Below are 22,626 nucleotides of genomic sequence, written 5' to 3'. Positions count from 1 at the left end.
GCCCTCGACTCAGGAGATCCTTCGACGGTAGGCGATGCCGGCGAAGATGTAGGCGACGACGAGGATGCCGGCGCACCAGGCGAGGGCGGTCCAGATTTCGGTGCCGACCGGTTGCCGGGTGAGCAGGTCGCGGATCGTGTTGACGATGGAGGTGACCGGCTGGTGTTCGGCGAAGGCGCGTACGGGGCCGGGCATGGTGTCGGTGGGCACGAAGGCCGAGCTGATGAACGGCAGGAAGACGAGCGGGTAGGAGAACGCGCTCCCGCCGTCCACGCTCTTCGCGGTGAGCCCGGCGATGACGGCGAGCCACGTCAACGCCAGGGTGAACAGGACGAGGATGCCGGCGACCCCGAGCCAGGCCGGCAATCCGGCGCCCGAGCGGAAGCCCATGAGCAGCGCGACCCCGACGACCACCACGAGCGAGATCACATTGGCGGCCAGCGAGGTCAGCACGTGCGCCCACAGCACGGACGACCGTGCGATCGGCATGGACTGGAATCGCTCGAAGAGCCCGCCCTGCATGTCCATCATGAGCCTCAATGCCGTGTACGCGATGCCCGACGCGATGGTGATGAGCAGGATGCCCGGAAGCATGTAGGTCACGTACGAGACCGGCCCGGTGTCGATCGCGCCGCCGAACACGTAGGCGAACAGCAGCATCATGACGATCGGCGTGATCGCGGTCGTGATGATGGTGTCCAGGCTGCGCGTGACGTGACGCATGGTCCGTCCGGTGAGCACGACGGTATCGCCCAGGAAATGCGTGGCCATTCTCGTTCCCCTATTCCTTGTCGTCTTCGCCGGCATGGCCCACGACCGCGAAGAAGACGTCCTCGAGGGAGGGCTGCTTCTCGACGTATTCGACCTTGGCGGGCGGCAACAGCTGCTTGAGTTCGGCCAGAGTGCCGTTGACGATGATCCGGCCCTCGTGGAGGATCGCGATCCGGTCGGCGAACTGCTCGGCCTCATCCAGGTACTGCGTGGTGAGCAGCACAGTCGTGCCGCCCTGGGCGAGCTCCTTGACGGCCTGCCACACCTCGGCGCGCGCCTGCGGATCCAGCCCGGCCGTCGGCTCGTCGAGAAAGATGACCGGCGGATTCCCGACGAGACTCATGGCGATGTCCAGACGACGCCGCATCCCACCGGAGTACGTCGCCACCTTCCGGTTGCCCGCCTCGGTCAGCGCGAAGCGCCTCAGCAGCTCGTCCGCGATCCCACCCGGATCCTTGAGATGCCACAACCTGGCGATCAGAACGAGGTTCTCCCGCCCGCTCAGGATCCCGTCGACCGCCGCGAACTGCCCCGTGAGACTGATGGACTCGCGTACGCCGGCGGCCTCCGTCACGACATCGAAACCGTTGACCCGGGCAGCCCCCGCATCGGCCTTGAGCAGCGTGGAAAGGATCTTCACCACCGTGGTCTTGCCCGCCCCGTTCGAGCCGAGCAGAGCGAAAATGCTGCCCCGCGCCACCTCGAAGTCCACACCGCGCAACACACGCAGTTCCTTGTACGCCTTCTCCAAGCCCTGCACATGAATCGCGGGTCCCTGGGCCTGATCTGTCGCTGGAGGGATGCTCATGCCGGCCAGCATGAAGGGTTGACGCAGCGTCATAGTCAAGCCCGCAGATCAGATCCGCCCAGCCATGGCTCAGCGACCTCCCGGCACCCCCACCGGCAGGTCACGAAGGCGCAGATCAGGGCTAGATGCGGGGGCCGGGTCCGACTTGGACAAACCTTTACGCGCGAACGCCATGGCCATCTCTGGGGCCGTCTGCGGCTGGGCGCAATCGAGGTTGCCCGGAAGTGTCCGCGATCAACGACCGCCCAGCACCGGGATGGACCGGCAGGCGGGAGTCGTTCTACTCGGTGGACGTCGGGGCGCTCGACCAGTCGCGCTATCCCGGCCGAGCCGGCTCGGAAGGAGAACGACCGATGATTGCCAGCGACCTTGTTCTCATCGCCGGCGCCGGTGGCACGGGCCGCACGGTGCTCGAGCAGCTTCGGGCGCGGGACTGGCCAGTGCGCGCGATGGTCCGCCGCGACGACGAGCGCGCGGCCGAGTTGCGTGCCCTCGGGGCGGACGTCGTCGTCGGCGATCTGACCCGGCCCGAGAACGTCGCGGCCGCGCTGGAGGGCGTCGGGCGGATGTACTTCGCGATGCCCGTGTCGCCGGACCATCTGCTGGCGGCGACCGTGGTGGCCACCGTGGCGCGGGAACGCGGGCAGCTGGATGCTCTGGTCGGCATGTCGCAGATGGCGGTGTCGGAGATGGCCGCCACCGGCGCTGGCAAGGCGGAGTCGCACCAGCACCGGCTGCACTGGCTGGCGGAGCAGGTGTTCGAATGGTCGGGCCAGCCGGTGGTACACATCCGGCCTACGGTTTTCCTGGAGAATCCGCTGTTCACCACGTTGACAGCCCGGTCGATCCGGGAAAACGGCACGATCGCGCTGCCGTTCGGCACCGGGCGCACAGCGCCGGTCGCCGTGGAGGACGTCGCCCGGGTGGTCACCACCGTGCTCCGCGACCCGGCTCCGCACGTCGGGCACGCGTATGAGCTCGCCGGGCCACGAATGGTCGACATGACCGAGATGGCAGAGGACTTCTCACGGGCACTGGGGCGTCCGGTGTCCTACGTGGATGTGCCGCTGGACCAGTGGCGGGCCGAGGTGCTCGCCAAGGCGGGCCTGCCGCCGCACGTTGAGCAACACCTCGCCACCATCTTGATCCGACTCCACCAGGAGAACCGCTACGACGCCGCGTCCGACGACGTCGAACGCGTGACGGGCGTACCCGCCCGAACGATCGAGGCGTTCGTGGCCGCCCACAGGGACTTCTACCTGGGCTGAGCCGCCTGTGAGACACGTCGGAGATAATCCAGTACAAAGCCCCTGCGCCTATGGTGGCCATGGCCGAATCCCCGCAACCCCCGGACCTCGTACGCTGACCCTTCGTGGACGCCTGTCCGCCTATCGTGACAGCGTGGCCACTTCACCAGGGCTCCACCAGGCCCTCACAAAATCGCCGCCGCGGCCGCTTCCCCACCGGGCGGAGGAGTTGTTACGCGAGCTGGATGCGCCGCCCCGCCTGGCAGCGCATTTGCGCGCCGTCCACGACACGGCCCTCGACCTGGTCTCCTGGCTGGCCGAGCACCACCCCGAAGTGGCGGTGGACACGGAGGCGGTGTTGTTCGGCGCCGCCACCCACGACATCGGCAAATGCCTCCATCCGGGAGAACTATCGGGCCCGGGGTCGCGGCACGAGCCCGACGGCCACCGCCTGCTTCTGTCCATGGGCGTGCCGGAGCGCCTGGCCCGCTTCGCCCGCACCCATGCAAGCTGGGACGATCCGGGAACGACGCTGGAGGACCACCTGGTAAGCCTGGCTGACAAGGTGTGGAAGGCCAAGCGCACACCAGACCTGGAGCAGCTCATCGTGGACCGGCTTGCGGGCGAGGCGCCACCCTGGCAAGTCTTCATGGAACTGGACGACCTGCTCACCGCGATCGCCGACGGTGCCGACGCCCGCCTCGCCTTCCAGAACGCCTACCCGGTCACCACGGGAACGCTATGACTCGACAGACGCCCGTGTCCGCGTCCTTGGCCGCGTTCGGCACCAACCGGACGTTCGCGAGGTCAGCCGCAGCCTTCGAACTGGGGGACGGTGAAAGTGAGGGCCAGGCCGGACTTGCCGAACCACTTCTCCAGGAGCTTCTTGGCGGTTCCGTCCTGGTACATCTCGGTGATGGCCTTGTTGACCGCCTCGCAGCCGTCCAGGTCCCCCGCCTGGATGCCCACGCCGTACCGCTCGTCGGTGAACGGGGCGTTGACGATCTTCAGGTCGGCGGTGGCGAAGCCGGCCAGGATCAGGTCGTCAGTGGAAACCGCGTCCACCCTCCCCGCCGTCAGACCGGATACGCACTCGCTGTAGGAGGCGGCTTCGACCAGCTTTACGGCGATCTTGCGTTCCTCCTTCACCCGGCGCCAGGAGTTCGAACCGGTCACCTGGCACAGCTTGCGCCCCTTCAGGTCACGCACATTGTCGACCGCGCTCTCCGTGCCCCGTACCAGAGTGTCCTGGTGGGCGACGTAGTACGGCCCGCCGAAGGCCACCTTCGTCTTCCGTTCCGGAGTGATCGAATAGGTGGCGACGACCAGATCCACCGAGCCGTCCATGAGCACCTTCTCCCGCACGGACGAGGGCGTCTCGACGAACCTGGCGTTCTTCCCCAGCTTGCCGGCGATGTAGGCGGCCACATCGACGTCGAAACCGACGAACTCGCCCTCCGCCTTCTTCATGCCCAGCCCGGGCTGGTCCGGCTTCACCCCGATGACCAGCGAATCCTTGCCGAGGATCGACGAGTCGGCGCCGCAGGCCGTCGCCGACAGCAGCGCCACGGCCCCAACCAGCACCAAGGCGGTCACACGCCGCGCGGCCATGAGCATCTTCCCTTCACCGGTATTCGGCGAGCCGCGGCCGGACGCCGACCAGGATCAGCAGGGCGGCGGCGAGCGCCGCCCCCGGCACCAGCAGGTTCCAGCCGTCGATGGCACGGTCGCCCGCCGCCACGGCGTCGCCGAACGCCTGGCGGCGCAGTTCGGTCAGCTCGACCAGGGCGTCGTCGTAGACCCCGAACGACGTACCCATGGCCTGCCGTACGGCGTCGCTGTTCTTGCCCGCGGTGGCGAACTGCCGCATCTTCCGGTCGTCACGCTGGAACTGCTGGTAATGCTTGAGTACCTCGGCCAGTGCCTCGCGCTGGCCGGGCAGGGTGACGCGGTCGGCCTCCGAGCCGTAGAAGCCGAGGAAGTCCGACTTGCCGGGGAAAGCGGGGACGGTCTCGTCCACCGCGGCGTAGTACTTGTCCAGGTTCCCGCCGGGAACGTAGAGCAGCGACTGCGACTTGTCGAGGTAGACCTGCTCGTAGGTGTCCGCCCGCTGCGGGTCGAGCAGATACCTGCTCTCGTCACCGTGCAGGCTGTTTCCGATCGCGCGTGCCCGGGACAGCACGAGAACCGAGTCGAAACCGTCCTCCTTGGCCGTCCGCATCTCGTCGGACGCCCGCTGCAGGACGAGCACTCCCGCGACGGTGAGCACGCCGACGACGACGGTGGCCGCCAGCAGCGCCGGGTTGGTCGCCCGGCGGAACCTGCGGACCAGGAAGACCTGCAACGCGACCAGGACGGCCAGCGCGACCGCCCCGCCGAGCATCACCCAGAACCGGCCCGCCAGCACGGCGGACGACTCGGCCGCGTACGCGTGCCTGACGACGGTTCCGCTGTCGAGCGTGAGGTTGTACGCCTTGGGCAGCAGGTCCAGCCGCATCAGGTCGGTGGCCTGGCGGTAGACGTCGAGAGCCTGCTGCGAGGGCGGACCGGCGGCGTGCGGGGACTGCTCGTCCAGGAGCAGGGCACGCGCCGCGAGCCGCTCGTAGCGGCCGAGCCCGTCGAGTACGGCGCGAACGGTCAGCTGCCCCGTCGGGTCGCCGCGAGCCAGGTCGGCGGCCTGCAGCACGGCGCTGTCGGCCTGGGCGCGGCGCTGGTCGTAGCGGTCCAGCGCGGCCTGGCGGCCGGGACCGCCCTCGGCGCCGGACAGCAGCACGGTGGCCACCTGAGCGTCCATGTCGCTCAGCGCGAAGTAGAGGTCGGCGGTGGCCACCACCTGCGGGCCGGCTGTGTGCCCGATCGCCCGCAGCCCGTCCCCGGCGTGTCCCAGGGCCACGCCCATCAGCGCGGAGAGCAGGCCGACGGCGAGGACGGCGGCGCCGGCGCCGGCGCGGATCCGCCCGGGAACCGTTCGCAGCCGCGGGGCGCGCGGCGGCGAAGGGGCGGGCGCGGGGCCGGTGGCGGGGACGACGACGGCCATCTCAGCCCTTCCGCACCGTGATGCTGGTCCAGGCGCCGACGTGGATGCGGTCCCCGTCGGCGAGCGGGAGCAGCGCGTTGTGCTCCACCGCCTTGCCGTTGAGCAGGGTTCCGTTGGCGGATCCCGGGTCGACGAGCTGCCATGTCCTGTCGGCCTGGGCGAGCAGCACCGCGTGCAGGTGGGAGACGCCGGGATCCTCGGGCGGGCCGGCCAGGTCGATCTCGGGGACCAGCGCCCGCGACTGGCTGCGCCGCCCGATCCTGACCTCGGGCCCGACCAGGGGCACCCGCCGCTCCGGGCAGTACGGCGGGAACGTGACGCGGGCCGCGTCGGGGCCGCCCTGCGCGATCATCGCCTCGTAGTGGTCACGGTCCGACGCGATCACGGCCACCCACGCGGAGGCAGGCCCCGACGGGGTGGACGGGGTGGACTGCGGTGTCCCCCGGTTCCCGCCGCCGAGGACGAAGTCATACCCGCAGCTCTCGCAGAATCGGCCGCCGCGTGAGGTCCCGCAGTCGGGACAGTCGTCCAGTTGGCCGGGGACCGGAGCCGGAGCGGCCGGGGCCGGGGTGCCCGCCAGCAGCGCGCCGCAGACGTCGCAGTACTCCTCGTCCGCGGAGTCGTGCCCTACCGGACAGATCGCCATACTCAGGCCTCCGGGTCCTTGCGCATCCGGACGGTGCGGACCGACCGCGTGTCGAGCGCGATCTCGTCCGCCTTGTCAACGTTCCGCCGGAGGCGAGCGGTTCCCGTCTCCGGGTCGACCTCGATCACCCTGTCGAGCAGCTTGGCGGTCTCCTCGTTGCCGGCCTTCTCGGCGATGCCGCGGGCCTTGCCGAGCCGGGCGGTCGCGGTGTCCAGGTCGCCTTCGTAGCGGGCCTGCAGGCCCTCCTGGATGAGCGAGGCGAGTTCCTGCTGGCCGGTGTAGTGGGCCACCCGGGGGTTGATGCGGGTCGACTGGACGGGGTCGTCGCTCCACTGCGCCAGGATGTTCCCCTTGGCCAGCACCTCCCCGGAATCGGGCAGGACCAGCCGCACCAGGCCGGCGCGCATCTCCTGGCCGACGTTCCCGGCGGGCACCCGCATGCTGATGTGGTACTCGCGGGATTCACCGCCCCACGCCCCGGTGGGGTAGTCGCCGGTCAGCGCGTCCACCTCGGTGCGGCGGCCGGTCAGGTCCTCCAGCGCCGGCGACACCTGCTTGACGAAGTTCAGCGTCGCCGCCCGCGGTGTCCACAGGCGCAGCGCCACGTCCGCGACCGTCTTGCCCATCGACGCCTGGGTCATCGCCCGGAAGTCGGCCTCCAGGTCCTCGGGCCGCCGGATGTCCATCACGCTGCCGAGCAGGGTGGAGGCGATCTGGCGAAGCTCGGCGACCACCCAGTCGACGCCCACACCACGGCAGTCGCAGACGAACTTCCCCGTGCAGTACGACAGGTTCGCGGCGAATTCCGGAGCGCGCTCGTACTCGTTCTTGCCGTCCGTCAGCAGGATGGCGTGCTTGATCGCGCCAGGGTGGGCCCGCTGGTACTCGCTGAACAGGTCGGCCGCGCAGCGCAGCCACCGGCCCATCGCGGTCCCCCCGCCGGCCACCAGCCGGCCGACGGCCTCCTTGGCGGCGCGCCTGCTCTGCGGGGTCGCCGGCACCAGCATCGTGCGGTCGGGAAAGACGATCTCGGCTTCGTGGGTGCCCGCGACGACCGCGAAGTGCACGCCGTCGCGGAGGGTGTCGATGGCGGCCTGCGCGGCCTTCCTCGCCTGGGCGATCTTGTCGTACGACATCGAGCCCGAGGTGTCGACGATGATGACCTCGGCGGCCTCGACCGCGGGGGCACGCTCGATCGGGCCGCTCGCCTCGACCGTGACGATCGCGTGCACGTCCTCGCTTCCCGAGGGAAGGTACTTGTTCTGGTCCACTCGCAAGGTGAAGTCGGTCACTGCTGCTCCTTCGGGAAGACCACGGTGGTCTCGGCCTGCTCGCCCTGCCCGAAAGGGATCACCAGGACGGTTACGTTGTCGTGGCCCCCGGCCTCCAGCGCGAGCCGTACGAGCCGCTGGGCCGCCGCGCGAGGGGTGGCGTTGAGGGCGACGGCGGCGAGCGCCGCCGGCTCGGGGTGGTAACCCCACAGGCCGTCGCTGCACAGCAGGACCACGCCCGGCCCGTCCGGCGTGAACGTACGGATGTGCGGCACGACCTCGCCCGCGTCCGCGCCCAGCCAGGCGGTCAGCAGGTGCGTCCCCGGGGTCGCGTCGTCACCGGTCAGCACCTCGGACCCGGATCCGAGCCAGTAGGCCCGGCTGTCGCCCACCCAGCCGATCGTGACCTGCCGTCCTCCGGCCACCGCCGACACGTACGTGCAGGCGGGCGCGTCCTCGCCCGGCTCGGCCAGGGCGGCGACGGCCTCGGCGGCGAGCCGTACCGCCTCCCGGGTGGCGGTCTCGGGGTCGGCTCCCTCCTCCAGCTGCTTGGCGAGGGCCGCCAGGGCGGTGTCGGCGGCGGTCTCGGACGCCTCCTCCGGGCGCGGCGAGGTGGACACCCCGTCACAGACCACTCCCACGACCGCCGTGTTCGCCGCCGTGCTCACCGCCGTCAGCGCCATGGCGTCCTCGTTGCGGCTGTGCCGCAGGCCGCGGTCGCTCACCCCGGCCCCGACCTCCAGCTCGATCTCCACGTGGTCGCGGCCGGAGGGCTGGAGCATGCCGCAGTTCTCGCAGTAACCGTCGGCCCCGACCGCCGGAGTGCCGCAGGAGGTGCAGCCGACGGCTCCCAGGCCGTGACCGCACTGCTCGCAGTACGCCTCGCCCAGCAGGACGAGCGTCCCGCAGGCGGGACAGGCGGCGCTCACCACAGCGTCCTCGGGCGGACGGAGTTGGCCAGATCGACGAAGTCGCGCCGTTCCGCGGTGGATCGCGCCGATCTGGCCAGCGCCCGGTAGACGCGCTCCAGCTCGGCGCGTACGCCCTTCTCGTGCAGTGGGGTGCCCAGCAACGTCGCCGGCCCGGACGAGGCGGACCGGCCGATGGCGACCCGGCCGAGAGCGCTCCGCAGCACCTCCGAGAGCAGCCCGTCGCGGTCCCGGGCGTCGAGCTTCAGGTTCCGCAGCCGCTCACCCGCGGCGACGAGCTCGCCCTCGGCGGGATCATGTCCCCGTACGGTCGCCGCCACCGCGGCCGCCTGCGCGGCGGTGCGGTGGATGGAGGTCGCGGGCACCTCGTCCAGACCGGCGGTCGCCCCGGCGCGGTCGCCCTCCGCCAGCCGGAGCCTGGCCAGGCCGAAGCCGGCGCTCACGTACGACCGGTCGGTCCGCCAGATGGCGGCGTAGTGGGAAGCCGCCTCCCGGGGCGCTCCGCCGGCTTCGAGGGCGAACGCGAGGGCCAGCCTGGGCGCGGTCTCCCCGGGGAGCCACGAGTAGAGCCCGTCGAAGATACGCGCCGCTTCGGCCGGGTCCCCCGAGGCCAGTTGCGCGGCCCCCCGGTACCACCAGATCCGCCAGTCCCCCGGCAGCTGCCCGGCGGCGTCCGCGAACAACTGGTCCGGGACCGGACGGCCGAGTTCGCCGAGCACCCTGATCAGCGCGAGCGTGGTCTCCGGGGTGGACGGCGCGGATTCGAGCAGGGCGACCAGTTCGGCGGGGTTCCCGGAGGTGAGGCCCGCGAGCAGGCCGGCGGCGGGGTCGAGCGGGTCCACGAGCGGGACGGGCAGCGCGGACGCGGCGTCGAGCCGGTCGAGCGGGCCGAAGACCTGCCCCGTGACGGCCGGGGCGAGTTCGGTTCCGACGGCCTGCCGCTCCGGGCCGAACAGCCGGGACTGCGCGGGGTGCGGGACGCCCTCCTCCGCGGCGCGCACTTCCCTGAGCACGCCGACGAGCTGGTCGGACATCTCCGCCGTGTCCTCGAACCGCCGGCCGGGCTCCGCGTCGGTCGCCCGTTCCAGAAACCGCCGATAGGACTCGTACCTCGGGTCGATGGCCGGCAGCGGAGCGGCGGACCCGCCGCTGGCCGGGCTGAACGGGAAGCTCAGCACGGCGAGCGTGCGCCCCACCGTGTAGAGGTCGGAGGCGACCGACGGCCCGTCGGACGCGATCTCCGGAGCCTGGTATCCGACCGTCCCGTAGATCGCGCTGTCCGCGTCGTCGATCCGCCGCACGGCGCCGAGGTCGATGAGCTTGAGCTGCTCCTCCACCTGGATGACGTTGCCCGGCTTCAGGTCGCAGTACAGCAGGCTCTGGTCGTGCAGATAGCCGAAGGCCTTGAGGACCTCCAGCCCGAAGGCGATGGCCTGCGCGACCGGGAGAGCCTGGCGGTTGTCGCTCTCCCGCAGCCGCGCGCGCAGCATCTCCTGGAGCGGCACACCGCCGATGTACTCCATCACGATGTAGCCCACCATCGTCCCGGTGCCGGGATCCGGATGGGTGACGAAGTTGAAGATCTTCACGATGTTCGGATGGTCTATCGCGGTGAGGAAACGCCGCTCGGCCTCCGCCGCGGCCAGCGCCTCCACGTCCCCGGTGTCGAGCAGCCCCTTCAGGACCACCCACCGGCCCTCCAGGTTCCGGTCGGCCGCCAGGTAGATCCAGCCGAGACCACCGTGCGCCAGGCAGCCCTTGACCTCGTACTGCCCGCCGACGAGGTCGCCCCCGGCGAGTTTGGGCGTGAACGAGAACCGCCAGCCGCAGTGCGGGCAGAACCCGTCCGTACGCCCCGGCTGATCGCCTCTGCGGCGGCCCACCGGCTTGCCGCAGTCGGGATTGCCGCAGAAGCGCCGGTCCTCCGGCACCTGGGCGTCGGCCAGCACCACCCCGGCCGGGTCCCGGTACGGCACGGCCGGCACCTCGACCAGGCCCATCCCGAGGTGGCCCCGGCTCGAACGGCGGCTCGAACGGCTCGAACCGGTGTGGGCCGTACCCGACATGTCCAGCTGGACGGATGGTCTGGTCAGCGGCGCCGATGGCGGTGCCTGCTCCGGCTGCGGGGCCAGGCCGCAGAGGTCGCAGTACCCGTCCTCCACCGTGCCGCCGCAGCCCGGCTGGGCGCATCCGATCACCCCGCCACTCCGATCCGGCTGATCGCCTGCTGGTACGCGGCGACCGCGACGGTGGCCTGCCGCAGATCGCACGGTGCCGTCCAGAGCAGGGTGCGGGCCCTGCCGTACAGTTCGCCGAGCGCGGCGTCCTCGCCATGCCCGAGCCGTACCACCTTGGCGTGGTAGGCCCCCAGCCGGCCGCGCAGCTCGTCCCGGCGGCCGAGGAGGCCCGCCATCGATTCGGTCGCGCTCCGCGCCCGCGCCAGCGCCTCGTCCACGGCCCCTTCCAGCTCGGTCAGCCGCCCGGCCAGCTCCAGCCAGCGGTCGCGGGCCGTCCTCAGCGCGCCCAGCCGGTCCCGCAACGCGGCGGCCTGGTCCGGTAACGCCGGCAGCGCGGGTGAGGCGATCTTGACGAGCACCGTGTCCCGGATCGAGCGGGCCTCGTTCTCCGCCTCGGCGACCCGCGCGATGCGGTCGCCGAGGCGGCGGGCCCGGTCGCCGTAATCCGCTCGGATCCGCGCGGCCTGCTCCAGCAGTGCGCGGCGGGCGGTGAGGTCGGCGATCAATCCGTCGAGTTCGCCGCCGAGGGCGGCCGAGCCGAGTGGGTCGGCGGTTATTTCCGCCCGGACACGGTCGATCCCGGCGCCGATGCGATCCAGCTCCGGATCATCGCCGTCCAGGTCGCGCAGCAGGTCCTGAGCCGAGCGGCGGGCGGCATCGGCCTCGTCGAGCCGCGGGAGCAGCGCGCCCCAGGCGGTGTCCGCGGCCGCGACCGTCTCGGCGACGTCGCGGTAGGCGGCGTCCATTCGCGCCACCACCGTGTCCAGCGTGATCCACTCGCCCGCGGCCCGCAACAGCGACCGTTTCTCGACGGGCACGTTCTCCGGCTTCAGCTCCACCGAAGGGCCGGCTAACAGCCCGGTCAGCGCGGCCAGGTCGGGCTTGCCGGCTCTGAGCTTCTGCGCGCGATCGAGCACCCCCCGGTAGGCGTCGAACAACCACCACAGGGTCACCGCTCTGGCCTGGGCCTCGTCCCAGTGGCGCCGGGTCTCCCCGGTCAGCCGCGCCCCCTCGAGCAGCTGGTAGGCCGGGTGCGAGTCGAGGTCCAGCAGGTCGTCCGAGATCCTGTCGCGTTCCTCGGCACGGCGGCGCAGCGCGAAGTCGAGCGCTTCGATGCTCATCGGCGGGCCACCGGCCCTTGGCATGGTCAACGTTGCTTGCGCCTCCCCAACATGGGACGTACAAGATTGTTACCACCCATTCTTTACAAATTTTCGCGATCCGCGCGCGACGCCCGCCCCCCCTGCGCCGGTCGGGCGCCCGGAGAATTCTCACGGTTGCGGTCACGGTGACGTACACCCAGCTCACCATTGGGGCCGGACCCCCCGAGTGGTCATCGCCTGGCGTGATACGCCGCCTTGCGTGCCTCTCGCTGTTCCCGCACGAACTGCGCGCGCGCCGACATCTCCTCCTGGGCCGTGGCCGCTCGGCGGTTGCCGTGGCTAGTCACCCAGCTCGCGATTACCGCTGTCGCGCCGGTAAGAACCGCGACCCAAACCGTGCCGTCCATACACACCTCCGGGAGGCACCGTCGCGTCGTCCAACGAGCTGTTTGGACGCGGGGCTCCCTTCCCGGCTGGCCTCTACGGACATGTCACCCTTCGGTGGTCAGGCGGTGCAGCATCGAGACAAGGACCCGTCGTCCGGTCCGCTGGCTGTTCCGTCGCTATTCCGCCCCGTTCATGAGCATGCTCTCCACCGTGCCCCGGCCCAAGTTAGTACTGAGAAGCGTCACTCGTGGCCTTGACGACAACGGGGTCCGCAGGGAGCGCGGGCCATATCTGAAGGTAGTGGTCATCGACGGCGTCTTCCGTGCCCTCCAGGTCCATGCCCTTGACGTGATACCGGATGCGATAGGTTCCAGGCCCGGCCGGGAGAGGGGGAAGGCGGGACATCACAGCCTCGTCGAAAGTGAACCCCGTCATCTCCACTTCGCCCGACATAGACACGTAGCCAATTTCCACGATGTCTTCGTAACCGGCAAGATCTGCCCCGGGGTCCCGGTCGGCAATTGTCACGGTGAAGTTGGCCGGGCCCCACTGGTGAGTGATGTGAAGAGTGACACACCCTTGCTCAACCGCGATGAATCCAATGGACTGAGCCGGTGTATCGGCATATCCGCCAGGGTCTTTGTCCAACAGATGAGCGATACCACAATCCTGAACTTCGACCGTCAGACGTACGGTGCTGGTCTCGTTGTTGCTCATGAAGGGGAAGCGTAAACGCTGCCACCGACAAGACGGACAGTCCGACAACGTAACCAATGGAAACTCGCGAAACGCTTCCAACAGCATCGCCGCAGCTCAGTGGCCTGCCAGTCCCCGTCATCGGCAGGCCACGAAGCCGCGGGTCGGGGCTAGATGCGGAAGAAGAGGTTGAGGCAACATCACACCTCTGATCTGGTACAACGCTCACCTCCCACCCTCCTGGGCCGTCTGTGGGCCGTCGGACGAAGGACGATCTTTCTCTGTGGGCCGTCGCAGGGCCGCGTCTATGGTCCTACGCATCCGCTGTTCCGAGCTCGGCAGGATCGCAGCGTAGACCTTCAGCAACAGCGCGCCGCCGTCCTTGTGGCCCAGCCACTCCGCGACCGCCTTCGGGCTCTCCCCCTCGGCCAGGAGCGCGCTGGTGAAGTACTTGCGAAGCATGTGCATTCCGTGCTCACGGTACCGTGCCCCCCGCGCCTCCCCTTCCTCCAGCCGTGGCACGATCCCCGCACGGGTCAGGGCCCGCTGCCACACCTGTGTGTAGGCCGGCAGCAGCACCGGGCCGCCATCCCGGTTGCTCACGAACAGCCGGACCTTGACCGACTTCCCGTCCGGCTTTTGCCAGGGCAACGTGACTGTGATCGGCGGGAACAGCCGCATGTGCTCGGCCAGAGCGAACTTCACCATCTCCGACAGCGGGACTGTACGTGTTTGATCCCCTTTCGGCAGAGCGAAGACCAGCCGTCCACCTAGCATCTTGAGCTGGCGATTCACCCCCGCCACCCCGCGGAACCAGTCGACGTCATCCGGGCCGAAGCCCAGAATCTCCCCTCTGCGCATCCCGAGGCCGGCGCCAATGTCCACCGTGATCTGGTAGCGCTCGGATAAGGCATCCTGCATGTCGAAGACCTGGTCGGGCGTCCACACAACCAGCTTCTTCGCCACGACCTTCGGCAGCGTGATGGTCTTGCTCAGCACCGGGTTCTTCGCGACCAACTCGTCTTCCACGGCCACGGAGAACACGAGCGAGACGTGCGCCATGATGACCTCGATGGTGACCGGCGCGAGAGTGGCCTCCATCTTCCGTACTAGGCCCTGAATGAGGCTCGGGCGCTTCGACAGGAGGCCGATCTCGTGGGAGCCGATCACCGGATAGACGTGATTCCCGAGCCGCTGGCGCATCTTCTCGCGGCTGCTCGGGTTCAGAACGCGGTTCTCGATGACTTCCTCGGCCTGCTTGCGGAAGGTGACCTTCCCGGCCTTGGGGTCGATGAAGGTGCCCTTGAGGAGATCGGCCTCGACCTGGATCTTCCGGTTTTCCGCGTCGGCCTTCCGCTCGAAGGACTCGTTGTCCTCCTTGCCGTCCGGGCCGATGTAGCGCAGGCGCCAGCGCGAGCCCTTGCCATAGCGGACAGGGTCGCGCTCCATGACCGGCTTGCCCTTGTCGTCTAGAAGCACCTTGCCATCTGGTCCGCGCGCTTTCCGCATCCATCGGTCTTCTACATGTGCCATCGGAGAAACCTCCATTGAGTCAGCCGAACCCCTACCCCCCGGGGAACTCCTTCATTAACTGTGCTGGAGATACTGGCGAATCCAGTTCAGAGCCTCTGAACCTCTCACACCACACTAGGAGGAGTCGGACCGAATCGTGAAGTACGGAGTGCTCGTATTCAACAAGCTGTTCGGTTGGCGTCTCGTAAATCGACGGCGAATAGCCAGCGATCCGCGCCAACGACGTGACACTAGACGCCAGGTCGTTGTAGATACTCTCCACCCTGTATGCCCAGGCCAAGCCCCACCTGGTCACCTGGTCAAGGTCATCGGCCGTTGCCGTGTCGGCGTACTGACTCAAGCGCTCCTTCATGGCGTTTATGAAGGGGAGAAGGTGTTCGATCCAGTCATCAAATGCCACGCCCACCTTGTCGACAAGCCAGGAGGATGCGACGTTTATTCGCTGGACGGCACCGTACACCTCGTAATTCAGCGGAGTATCCGGCTTTATAAGCTCGGGGAAATCGACCTTAAGGATCTCCGCGATTACAAAAGCCTCATTTAGCCGGATTGGGCGCTCACCGGCCTCGATGCGCTGAACGGTTGGCTGGTGAAAGGGGAGGTTGTACTTGCTCACCTGTCGAGCAAGATCGGTCTGCGTCATCCCCCGAGCCTCGCGCATGCGCTTCATCCGCTGGGCGAAGTTGGCTTCCCAGGAGACCGCGAGCTGGGGGCGGCCCGTGTCGGGTGCGGCTGGTGGTTCTTGGCGGTTGTCCACGGAGCCCACGGTATAACGTTTTGCAGATGGTGGCGAGCGTGATGTTTTTCGTGTAGAACGGTGACGGAGGTTCTGTTGCAGATGGAGATCTTCAGATCGTTATCGCGCAGGGTGACCCCCACTACGCAGGACAGCCCGACAGGGATCGTCGCCAAACATCCCCCTGCCGGGCTGCACGCCTCACCCGTCACCTCGAAAGCTTCAGGAAGGCCAGATGAAGACTACCCAGGCCCAAGCCGCCATTCAGCCGCCTGCGGACCGCCGCGCCACCCGCGTCGCGCGCCCCGCAGATGACCGGCTCCTCCTGCTGCCGGAGATCGCCAAGTACATCCGGCGCGAAGAAGAGACCATCCGGTGGTGGCGCAAGACCCGCTACAAGGACGCTCCTCCCGTCTGGAAGCAGGCCGGCCGCATCGTCGCCTGGAAGTCCGAGATCGACGCCTGGCTCGACGCCCAGCGTGACGCCGACCTGGAGAACGCCAACGCCGAGTGAGCCCCGACGCGGTCCGGATGCGTACGGCCGTGCGCCTGCGGAGGGATCGCGCGGGGAGCCGACGTCCGCTTGCACAACATACGCGTTGTGACGATCTCCCAATGTGACGGATCCCGGACGGGAACCAGGCAGCACTGAGGCCGGACGGCCTACCGACGAGAACGTTCAACCTCCCGACGAGAACGTTCAACCTCCCGCGACGCCCCGGACGGGGAATCGAGCAACACCGACCGGACGGTCGAGCAGGCGAGCCGGACAGTTCGCCGACGAGCGCCACACTTCCCTCCGAACGGAAACCCCAAGCCCATGGAACAGGACAAGCCCGCCACGATCCTGGCCCGCCACGCTGCGCAACGGCGCTGGGACGACCTCACCCCCGAACAGCGGACAGAGGCAACCGCAGCCGCCTGTGCCCGCAACCCCTCTTCCCTCAGCTATTGGGCGCTCAAGGTCGATCCCGATGGGGTGCTCGATGAGGACGAGCGGGACCGGCAGGCCCGAGAGAAGCGGCGGACGTACTGCCGCGAGATGGCGCTCGCGCGGGAAGCCCGCCGACGCGAACAGAAAGGAGCGGGCGATGCCGCCGCCTGACACGAAAGGCGGGCCCCGGCTCCACCCGGAAAGCCCGCCCTCTGAAACTCAGCCGCCCAGCAACGGCAACGTGTCTTCCCCCACCGTACGGCACGAAGCCGACAACCGGAATCCGGTCGACGAGATGCGCCTCCTGGTGTCCACCGTCGACAGTCAGTGGCGTGCCATCGACGCCGCTCACGGCACCGGGTACCGGCACGGCTTCCTCGACGGTTTCGCCGCTGGCCAGGAGGTCGGGTACGGCCGCCGCGCCTACGAAGAAACCCAGGAGTGGCAGGCGCACAAAGCAATGATCACCGGGACTGCCGACAGGCCAGACGACGAGCGCAAAGCCGCCCTCGACCGCGCGTACGCGGCTGGCGAGCCGTGCGCCACCTACCACCCGACCGGCTGCTCGCGGTGCCATCGTGCGGCGATGGTCGCCCGCCGCGGCGCCGACTACCAGGGCGGGCCGGCGGAGTGGGAACCCAGCGAACCGGCCCGGGAGGTCGCGTAGTGGACGACACCACGTCGTGGGTGCGATGGTTGTGGCAGAGCCACGGCTTCCACATGTTCCCGGCCGACCACCCGGGCAATCCGGAATGCGTCGGGGCGCACCATCCCGAGCGGCCCTGCAACGGGCAGCGCGGGAAGCATCCGTGCGGTCGCTGGTCGGTGCTGGCGAGCGACGGGCCGGTCAAGCTGCGCGCGATGTTCTCCCGGGGCATGCGCAACATCGGCGTGGCCTGCAAGGCGTCGGGCCTGCTGGTGGTGGACGAGGATCAGCCGGGAGCGTTCCGCGAGTACGCCGCAGGCGTCGGCCAGGTCGTCGAGGACACGTTCACGGTGACGACGGCGAAAGGCTGCCACCGGTACTACCGGCAACCCGAGGGCGTCGAACTCGGCAACGGCGTCGGGGCGCTGAAGGGCCGCGGCATCGACGTTCGCGGCGCCCGAGGGCTGGGCGGCTACGTCATCGGCCCCGGATCGGTGCACGAGACCGGCGTCATCTATCAGCCCGTCGACATGGCTGCCCCGATCCTGCCCGCGCCGGCCTGGCTCGTCGAAGCCCTACAGGCTCAACCCGTCGCGGCCTTTTCCGGTGACCACCGAAAAAGCCTGGTCAGCGATGGTAAGGGCCGTCCGTACAAGGTGTTGACCGGGCTCGTGCAGACCGTCCTCGAGGCGACGCCGGGAAGCGACCGAAACAGCCGCCTGTTCTGGAGCGCCTCCCGCATGTTCGAGCACGCCGGCCAAGGCCTGTTCCCCTCCGAGAGCGGACGGGCCGCACTGCTGGAAGCCGCCCGGCGGGTGGGCCTGGCCGACGGCGAGGCGGAAGCGACTCTCAACAGCGCCCACCGGAACGCGAGGGGACGCTGATGACCGAAGCGGAAGAGATCGTGGCGGGGGCGGGAGTCGCCGTTCCGGATGCGGCCGATGGCGAGCAGGCCAAGGAGGAGAAGAAGTCCGCCTCCACGGTGCTGGTGGAGCTTGCGCAGGCGTCGTACCGGTTCGGTGTGTCGGAGGCCGGCGAGACGTTCGGCGTTCCGCGCGTCGGCTCGCCGGTCGTGTTTCTCCTGCGCGGCGGCAAGACCTCACTGCGCGCCCAGTTGGCCCGCGCCTACTTCGCCCGGGTCCGCAAGGCGGCACCTCAGCAGGCGTTGGCTGACGCGCTGCTCGTCATCGAGGGGTTCGCCCAGGAGGAGAACCCCGAACGGTTAGAAATCCGGGTCGCGCGCAGCGACGGCGCGTTCTGGCTCGACCTCGGCGACCCGACCGGCCGGGCCGTTCGGATCAAGCCCGGTGGGTGGACGATCGAGGACGAGCCGCCCGTACTGTTCAAGCGGACCGCCCTCACACTGCCACTGCCACTGCCGGTACGCGGCGGCAGCCTCGACGAGCTGTGGGAGTGGCTCAACTTCGACCCGGCAGACCGGCCGCTGGTGGTGGCCTGGCTGGTGAGCCTGTTCTTCCCGGAGATGCCGCACCCCGTGCCCAACTTGTCGGGAGAGCAGGGAAGCGGGAAGTCGACGGCGGGCAAGGTCATGTCGCTGATCGTCGACCCGACCGGGGCGCCTGCGCGCAAGGCGCCGCGTGATCCCGAGTCGTGGGTGACCGCGGCCACCGGTTCGTGGGTGGTCAGCCTCGACAACCTCTCGGACATGCCGCCCTGGCTGTCAGATGCCATCTGCCGCGCAGTCACCGGAGATGGCGACGTACGGCGCAAGCTGTACACCAACACCGACCTTGAGGTGATCTCCTTCCGCCGCTGCGTGATTCTCAACGGCATCGATCTCGGGGCGGTCCGTGGTGACCTGGCCGACCGGCTGATCCCCCTCGACCTTCTGATCATTGGCGAGGACAACCGGCTCGAAGAGGAAGAGTTGTGGCCCTCGTGGCAGGAGGCCCACCCCCGAATCCTCGGTGCCGTCCTGGACATGCTCGCGAGTGTTGCGAGTCAACTGCCCTCTGTTCGTCTAGCTCGCAAGCCTCGCATGGCGGACTTCGCCCGCATCCTCAAGGCTGTCGACGAGCTCTCGGGGACAGATGGCCTAGCCCGGTACTTGTCCAAGCAGAAGGCGCTCGCGACCGATTCCCTGACTGCGGACGTGTTCATCGTGGCCGTGGCCGAGAAGATCGATACCACCTTTACAGGTACGGCCTCGGAGCTATTGGTCCTGGTCACACCCGACGACGACGGGAAGTGGAGAGCCCCGAAGGGCTGGCCCGGTACGGCCCGAGCGGTGACCACGCGGCTTCGCCGTCAGGCGCCCCCGATGCGCAAGGCGGGGTGGATGGTCGAGGACGACGGCGGCGCGAACCACTCCAACGCCGTCCGCTGGACTCTTACCCCTCCTCCTAGAGAGGTCGGGGATTCTGGCTCGCTTGGCTCGCATAGCTCGCGCTCGCTGCAGGGCCGCGAGTTTGCGAGCCAAGCGAGCCAGGAAAACGGGCCATCTCAGGTCGTGCCGTGCACCAGGTGCGGCCTGCCTCTCCACCCGGCCGCCGCCGCTGGTGGCCACACAACCCACCCAAGCTGCTGAAAAGGAACCGGCATGACCACGACCATGGACCGCGCCGACGCGGTCAAGCAGATCGCTGGCCACCTTGCCAGCCGCGACCGGTGGATCATCACCGCGCCGCCCGACGCCCTACACGCCCTCAGCCAGGCCCTCACGGAACTGCCGGAGTGCACCGCCTACATCGACGCCGGAATCCCCACGGTGATGTGCACCGAAGCCGCTGAAGTCCTCCAGGTGGCGGACGCGGTGGTCGAGGCCACCGCTGTGATCATGGTTCCGAAGACGGTCGCCCCTGCCGACCTCGCCAAGGTGGTGCGTCAGCACGTACCCGACGACGGCACTCGGGACGTCATCGTCCTGCGCACGGGGCGGGGTCGGCAGATCTGCTGGCCGGTCATCTTCGTTGACGCGCTCGCCCTGGTGGATCCCCGCTCCGCCGCGGCCCTGCGAGCGCAGACGAACGTGTCGTAAAGCCCCATCAAACCGACGAGAAGGACGCCCTCATGACCTCCCTCACTCAATCCGAACGCCGTCACGACATCTGGACGACCATCGCTGTGACCGCGCTGCCGGCGGGCTGGCGCAACGCCTTCACCGACGACGACGATGACGACGCCGACGGCAGCCTCTTCATCAACCCGTGCCCCGCGATCCTCCTGCAGGAGTGCCGAGCGGTCCGCGTGCTCAACGAGATCCCGGGCGGTGACGTGTTCCGCTACGAACCGCGGATCGAACTCAAGGACTCGCCCTACGAGACGCGCGCGGTGTTCGCCGACAACGACCAGGGCGAGCTCAGGCCCGTGGCCGACATCAGCAACTACGCGGGCACGTACGCGCCGGACGCCGAACTACCGACCGCCCCGCAGGCACCGGAGACGAGCGGCGTCCGAAAGCAGCAGGCGGTGGACATAACCGAGTTCAGCCTCGACAAGACACCCGACGTGCTCAAGAAGCTCTGTGCAGCCGTTGGCGGCGACTGGGACGCCTTTCTTGCCGAGATTCGCGACCCCGCCTGTGACCGCTCCATGAGCGACGCCGTCTTGGAGATCACCGGTCACGTGCAGCACTCCGTCGACCAGCTCAGGGCGTGGGCGGCCTGGCTGAAAAGCGGCTCGTGATAACCCCGTGCGCGCGACTCACTCCCGCAAAGCCCGGCGGACCGGCACCTGCCCGCTCTGCCGAGGACTGATCCGGATCGGGCAGCGGATCGCGCGCGTCGGCCGCGGCGGCAGCTGGGTGCACTCCCGATGTTTCCTCGCCCGCTTTCGACCAACCCCCGACCAGCGCCCCACCGAAGGGACCAATCCCATGGAACGACTCTCCGCAACCCTCCAACTCAGCCTCCGCCACCACGCGGCCGTCCTGAACCTGCCCGACGTCGAGGAGTACGGGCACCCGCGCCTCGTCGAGGCGTACCGGCGCCTGGTCGAAGCCCACACCGACGCCAAGGAGGCCGCCGACACCCTGCACGGCATCGAGGCCGCCGCCCGCCGGCTCCAAAGCCACGACGCCGAACAGCACGCGAGCGCCCAAGCCGACGTCGCCGACACCTCCCGGCGGCTCGACAAGGAGTGGGCCGCGTTCGCCGCCGCCCTCGCCGACCCCGGCATCACCGCCCACCACGCCGGACAGCAGCGGGAAGCCGCCCAGCGCGTCCGCGAACTCACCGGCGAACTCCGGGAGGCGATCGTGGACTACATCGCCCACGCCGCGCTCTCCCTCGGCCGTCAGCACGTCCGGGCGAGCGACGTCCCCGCCCTCCAGGCCCTGGACCATGCCTTCCACGGTGAGGGGATCGGCTCCAAGGTCGGGCTTGTCGCCGCGCTGGACGCCCTCAACTGACCAGCCCGGACGCGCCAGGGCGGTCGAACGCTGAATCCCGAACACCCGAGGAAAGGGGGGCCGGGCATGAACGCCGGACCCACACCAAGCAGGAAATCCAACGACGCCAAGATCGCAGAACAGACGGTGGCCGCGTACGAGCTGCGGCTGACCGGTAAGTCGCTGCGGGAGATCGGCAAGGAACTGGGGCTCGCGCCCAGCACCGTGTCCGTGCGAATCTCGGACGCGCTCCGGGAGCGCGTCGACCCGCTCGTGGACCACTACCGCGCGATGCTGCTGGACCGGCTCGACATGTACGCCGTCCGCGCCTACAAGGTGATGACCAGCCGGCACATCCTCGTCCAGCAGGGCAAGGTCATCTACGACCCTTCCACGGGCGAGCCGCTCATCGACTCGGCGCCCGTGCTGGCCGCGATCGACCGGCTGACCCGGATCGCCGAGGCGGTCGCCAAGCTGGTCGGCGCGAACGCGGTCATCAAGGCTGACGTGACGGTCACTCCGGTGGATCCGACCGACCTGGCGCTGTGGCGGCTGGTCGAGGACGCGAAGGCGAAGAACGCGGCCGAAGAGGCGCGGCTGAGGGGCGAGGACCCCGGCGCGTCCGGCGGTGGGTCATGACGGCCCGCCGGCGGCGGACGGCTACCGAGCGGCAGGCCCTGAAGCTGCTCGGCCGGGCCGCTCCCGATGGCGAGCAAGGACCCTTGCCAGACAGTACCCCTGGCGGTGAGCAGTGGGACGACACCGGTCCCGCGCCGACCGCCTCCGAACTCCAGGCGGCGAAGCTTCTCCGCCGCGCCTGGAAGCCCGTGAAGCCCGGCGGTTCGGGGGACGACGCGGCCTGACCAGTCCCCTCCCGGGGGCCGTCATCGCGATGGGGACAGCTCCCGGGAGGCCACGCCAGCTGGAAGGAGCAGGGGACGTGAACGCCCTGGACCGCCTGGTAGCGGAGTTCAGCCACACCGATCCCACCATCGGCCGCGTTGTCCTGGCGGCCATGAAGCACCTGCGCGATCCCGACGTGCCCGACGCCGCGCACGTCCTGCTTGAGGACGAGGTGCTCAGGGTGCCGGGCCAGGAAGGCGCCGTCATGGCGGCGCTGTGCTCGGCCCTCCTGCGGACCGCGCTGGCGCTGCTGGATGAGCTGGCCGGCGGGGAGGCGGATGAGCTGCTGTCGCGGGCCATCGCCGAACTGGTGCTGGTGGAGGCTTCGCCTCGCGGATGAGGCGCGGAAGCGTTCGATTGTCGATCTCCCAGGTAGGGCGGGCTCTCTCCCGGT

General features: G+C 69.3%; 25 protein-coding genes. 13 read left to right on the top strand and 12 right to left on the bottom strand.

Annotated features, from left to right (window positions below):
- Nucleotides 1–9 precede the first annotated feature (9 nt).
- Both Aph01nite_RS17140 and Aph01nite_RS17135 read right to left on the bottom strand, forming a co-directional pair.
- Nucleotides 10–771 carry an ABC transporter permease gene (locus tag Aph01nite_RS17140; protein WP_204041887.1) on the bottom strand — a complete coding sequence of 254 codons (762 nt, stop codon included), beginning with the start codon at nucleotides 769–771 and terminating at the stop codon, nucleotides 10–12.
- A gap of 10 nt (nucleotides 772–781) precedes the next feature.
- Complete coding sequence (locus Aph01nite_RS17135) at nucleotides 782–1,612, bottom strand: ABC transporter ATP-binding protein (RefSeq protein ID WP_275419247.1); 831 nt, start codon at nucleotides 1,610–1,612, stop codon at nucleotides 782–784.
- Between the two features lie 191 nt (nucleotides 1,613–1,803).
- On the opposite strand from Aph01nite_RS17135, the gene Aph01nite_RS17130 reads away from it, so the two are divergent.
- Together Aph01nite_RS17130 and Aph01nite_RS17125 are read left to right on the top strand one after the other, a co-directional pair.
- Nucleotides 1,804–2,847, top strand: a complete 1,044-nt coding sequence (locus Aph01nite_RS17130) for an NmrA family NAD(P)-binding protein (protein ID WP_204041886.1) — start codon at nucleotides 1,804–1,806, stop codon at nucleotides 2,845–2,847.
- A 133-nt stretch (nucleotides 2,848–2,980) separates the two neighbouring features.
- Entirely contained in the window at nucleotides 2,981–3,571 is a 591-nt protein-coding gene (locus tag Aph01nite_RS17125; protein WP_204041885.1) for an HD domain-containing protein, read from the top strand.
- Between the two features lie 62 nt (nucleotides 3,572–3,633).
- Here Aph01nite_RS17125 and Aph01nite_RS17120 read toward each other — a convergent pair whose 3' ends face one another.
- From Aph01nite_RS17120 to Aph01nite_RS17075, 10 genes are all read right to left on the bottom strand, one after another.
- Nucleotides 3,634–4,437, bottom strand: a complete 804-nt coding sequence (locus Aph01nite_RS17120; RefSeq protein WP_204041884.1) for a glutamate ABC transporter substrate-binding protein — start codon at nucleotides 4,435–4,437, stop codon at nucleotides 3,634–3,636.
- A gap of 13 nt (nucleotides 4,438–4,450) precedes the next feature.
- A complete protein-coding gene (locus tag Aph01nite_RS17115; RefSeq protein ID WP_239161760.1) occupies nucleotides 4,451–5,863 on the bottom strand; it encodes a GlnX family signal transduction membrane protein in 1,413 nt (470 codons plus the stop codon).
- A gap of 1 nt (nucleotide 5,864) precedes the next feature.
- The gene (locus tag Aph01nite_RS17110) at nucleotides 5,865–6,509 is read right to left on the bottom strand and encodes an FHA domain-containing protein (RefSeq protein ID WP_204041883.1); all 645 of its coding nucleotides are present in this window, start codon (nucleotides 6,507–6,509) and stop codon (nucleotides 5,865–5,867) included.
- 2 nt (nucleotides 6,510–6,511) lie between these two features.
- A complete protein-coding gene (locus Aph01nite_RS17105) occupies nucleotides 6,512–7,801 on the bottom strand; it encodes a vWA domain-containing protein (protein WP_204041882.1) in 1,290 nt (429 codons plus the stop codon).
- Entirely contained in the window at nucleotides 7,798–8,709 is a 912-nt protein-coding gene (locus tag Aph01nite_RS17100) for a PP2C family protein-serine/threonine phosphatase (RefSeq protein WP_239161759.1), read from the bottom strand. The genes Aph01nite_RS17105 and Aph01nite_RS17100 overlap by 4 nt, the downstream gene beginning before the upstream one ends.
- Nucleotides 8,706–10,907, bottom strand: a complete 2,202-nt coding sequence (locus Aph01nite_RS17095; RefSeq protein WP_204041880.1) for a serine/threonine-protein kinase — start codon at nucleotides 10,905–10,907, stop codon at nucleotides 8,706–8,708. The genes Aph01nite_RS17100 and Aph01nite_RS17095 overlap by 4 nt, the downstream gene beginning before the upstream one ends.
- Nucleotides 10,904–12,067: a hypothetical protein gene (locus Aph01nite_RS17090; protein ID WP_204041879.1), complete on the bottom strand. Its 1,164-nt coding sequence runs from the start codon at nucleotides 12,065–12,067 to the stop codon at nucleotides 10,904–10,906. The genes Aph01nite_RS17095 and Aph01nite_RS17090 overlap by 4 nt, the downstream gene beginning before the upstream one ends.
- A 594-nt stretch (nucleotides 12,068–12,661) precedes the next feature.
- Nucleotides 12,662–13,153 carry a hypothetical protein gene (locus Aph01nite_RS17085; protein WP_204041878.1) on the bottom strand — a complete coding sequence of 164 codons (492 nt, stop codon included), beginning with the start codon at nucleotides 13,151–13,153 and terminating at the stop codon, nucleotides 12,662–12,664.
- A 204-nt stretch (nucleotides 13,154–13,357) separates the two neighbouring features.
- On the bottom strand, nucleotides 13,358–14,641 hold the full coding sequence (locus Aph01nite_RS17080) for a tyrosine-type recombinase/integrase (protein WP_204041877.1): 1,284 nt from the start codon (nucleotides 14,639–14,641) through the stop codon (nucleotides 13,358–13,360).
- A gap of 55 nt (nucleotides 14,642–14,696) precedes the next feature.
- Nucleotides 14,697–15,422 (bottom strand): helix-turn-helix transcriptional regulator, encoded by a 726-nt coding sequence (locus Aph01nite_RS17075; protein ID WP_204041876.1) that lies wholly within the window; start codon nucleotides 15,420–15,422, stop codon nucleotides 14,697–14,699.
- Nucleotides 15,423–15,636: 214 nt separating this feature from the next.
- Here Aph01nite_RS17075 and Aph01nite_RS17070 point away from each other — a divergent pair, with 214 nt between their 5' ends.
- From Aph01nite_RS17070 to Aph01nite_RS17020, 11 genes are all read left to right on the top strand, one after another.
- Nucleotides 15,637–15,915, top strand: coding sequence for a helix-turn-helix transcriptional regulator (locus tag Aph01nite_RS17070; protein ID WP_204041875.1), 279 nt, complete (start codon nucleotides 15,637–15,639; stop codon nucleotides 15,913–15,915).
- 306 nt (nucleotides 15,916–16,221) lie between these two features.
- On the top strand, nucleotides 16,222–16,506 hold the full coding sequence (locus Aph01nite_RS17065; protein WP_204041874.1) for a hypothetical protein: 285 nt from the start codon (nucleotides 16,222–16,224) through the stop codon (nucleotides 16,504–16,506).
- A complete protein-coding gene (locus Aph01nite_RS17060; RefSeq protein ID WP_204041873.1) occupies nucleotides 16,493–17,002 on the top strand; it encodes a hypothetical protein in 510 nt (169 codons plus the stop codon). Before Aph01nite_RS17065 ends, Aph01nite_RS17060 begins: the two co-directional genes overlap by 14 nt.
- Nucleotides 17,002–17,865: a bifunctional DNA primase/polymerase gene (locus Aph01nite_RS17055; protein ID WP_204041872.1), complete on the top strand. Its 864-nt coding sequence runs from the start codon at nucleotides 17,002–17,004 to the stop codon at nucleotides 17,863–17,865. The genes Aph01nite_RS17060 and Aph01nite_RS17055 overlap by 1 nt, the downstream gene beginning before the upstream one ends.
- Nucleotides 17,865–19,529, top strand: a complete 1,665-nt coding sequence (locus tag Aph01nite_RS17050; RefSeq protein WP_204041871.1) for an AICE element replication initiation protein — start codon at nucleotides 17,865–17,867, stop codon at nucleotides 19,527–19,529. The genes Aph01nite_RS17055 and Aph01nite_RS17050 overlap by 1 nt, the downstream gene beginning before the upstream one ends.
- Nucleotides 19,530–19,541: 12 nt before the next feature.
- On the top strand, nucleotides 19,542–19,979 hold the full coding sequence (locus Aph01nite_RS17045) for a hypothetical protein (RefSeq protein ID WP_204041870.1): 438 nt from the start codon (nucleotides 19,542–19,544) through the stop codon (nucleotides 19,977–19,979).
- 32 nt (nucleotides 19,980–20,011) lie between these two features.
- A complete protein-coding gene (locus Aph01nite_RS17040) occupies nucleotides 20,012–20,626 on the top strand; it encodes a hypothetical protein (protein ID WP_204041869.1) in 615 nt (204 codons plus the stop codon).
- A 190-nt stretch (nucleotides 20,627–20,816) separates the two neighbouring features.
- Entirely contained in the window at nucleotides 20,817–21,350 is a 534-nt protein-coding gene (locus Aph01nite_RS17035) for a hypothetical protein (protein ID WP_204041868.1), read from the top strand.
- 66 nt (nucleotides 21,351–21,416) lie between these two features.
- A complete protein-coding gene (locus Aph01nite_RS17030) occupies nucleotides 21,417–21,968 on the top strand; it encodes a hypothetical protein (RefSeq protein WP_204041867.1) in 552 nt (183 codons plus the stop codon).
- An 83-nt stretch (nucleotides 21,969–22,051) separates the two neighbouring features.
- Complete coding sequence (locus Aph01nite_RS17025; RefSeq protein ID WP_204041866.1) at nucleotides 22,052–22,192, top strand: hypothetical protein; 141 nt, start codon at nucleotides 22,052–22,054, stop codon at nucleotides 22,190–22,192.
- A gap of 77 nt (nucleotides 22,193–22,269) precedes the next feature.
- Nucleotides 22,270–22,572 (top strand): hypothetical protein, encoded by a 303-nt coding sequence (locus Aph01nite_RS17020; RefSeq protein ID WP_204041865.1) that lies wholly within the window; start codon nucleotides 22,270–22,272, stop codon nucleotides 22,570–22,572.
- Nucleotides 22,573–22,626: the final 54 nt, after the last annotated feature.

The sequence above is a fragment of the Acrocarpospora phusangensis genome, assembly GCF_016862995.1.
GTDB lineage: Bacteria > Actinomycetota > Actinomycetes > Streptosporangiales > Streptosporangiaceae > Acrocarpospora > Acrocarpospora phusangensis.
The sequence above is the reverse complement of the archived record's forward strand: the minus strand, read 5'-3'. Positions and strand labels throughout refer to the sequence as shown.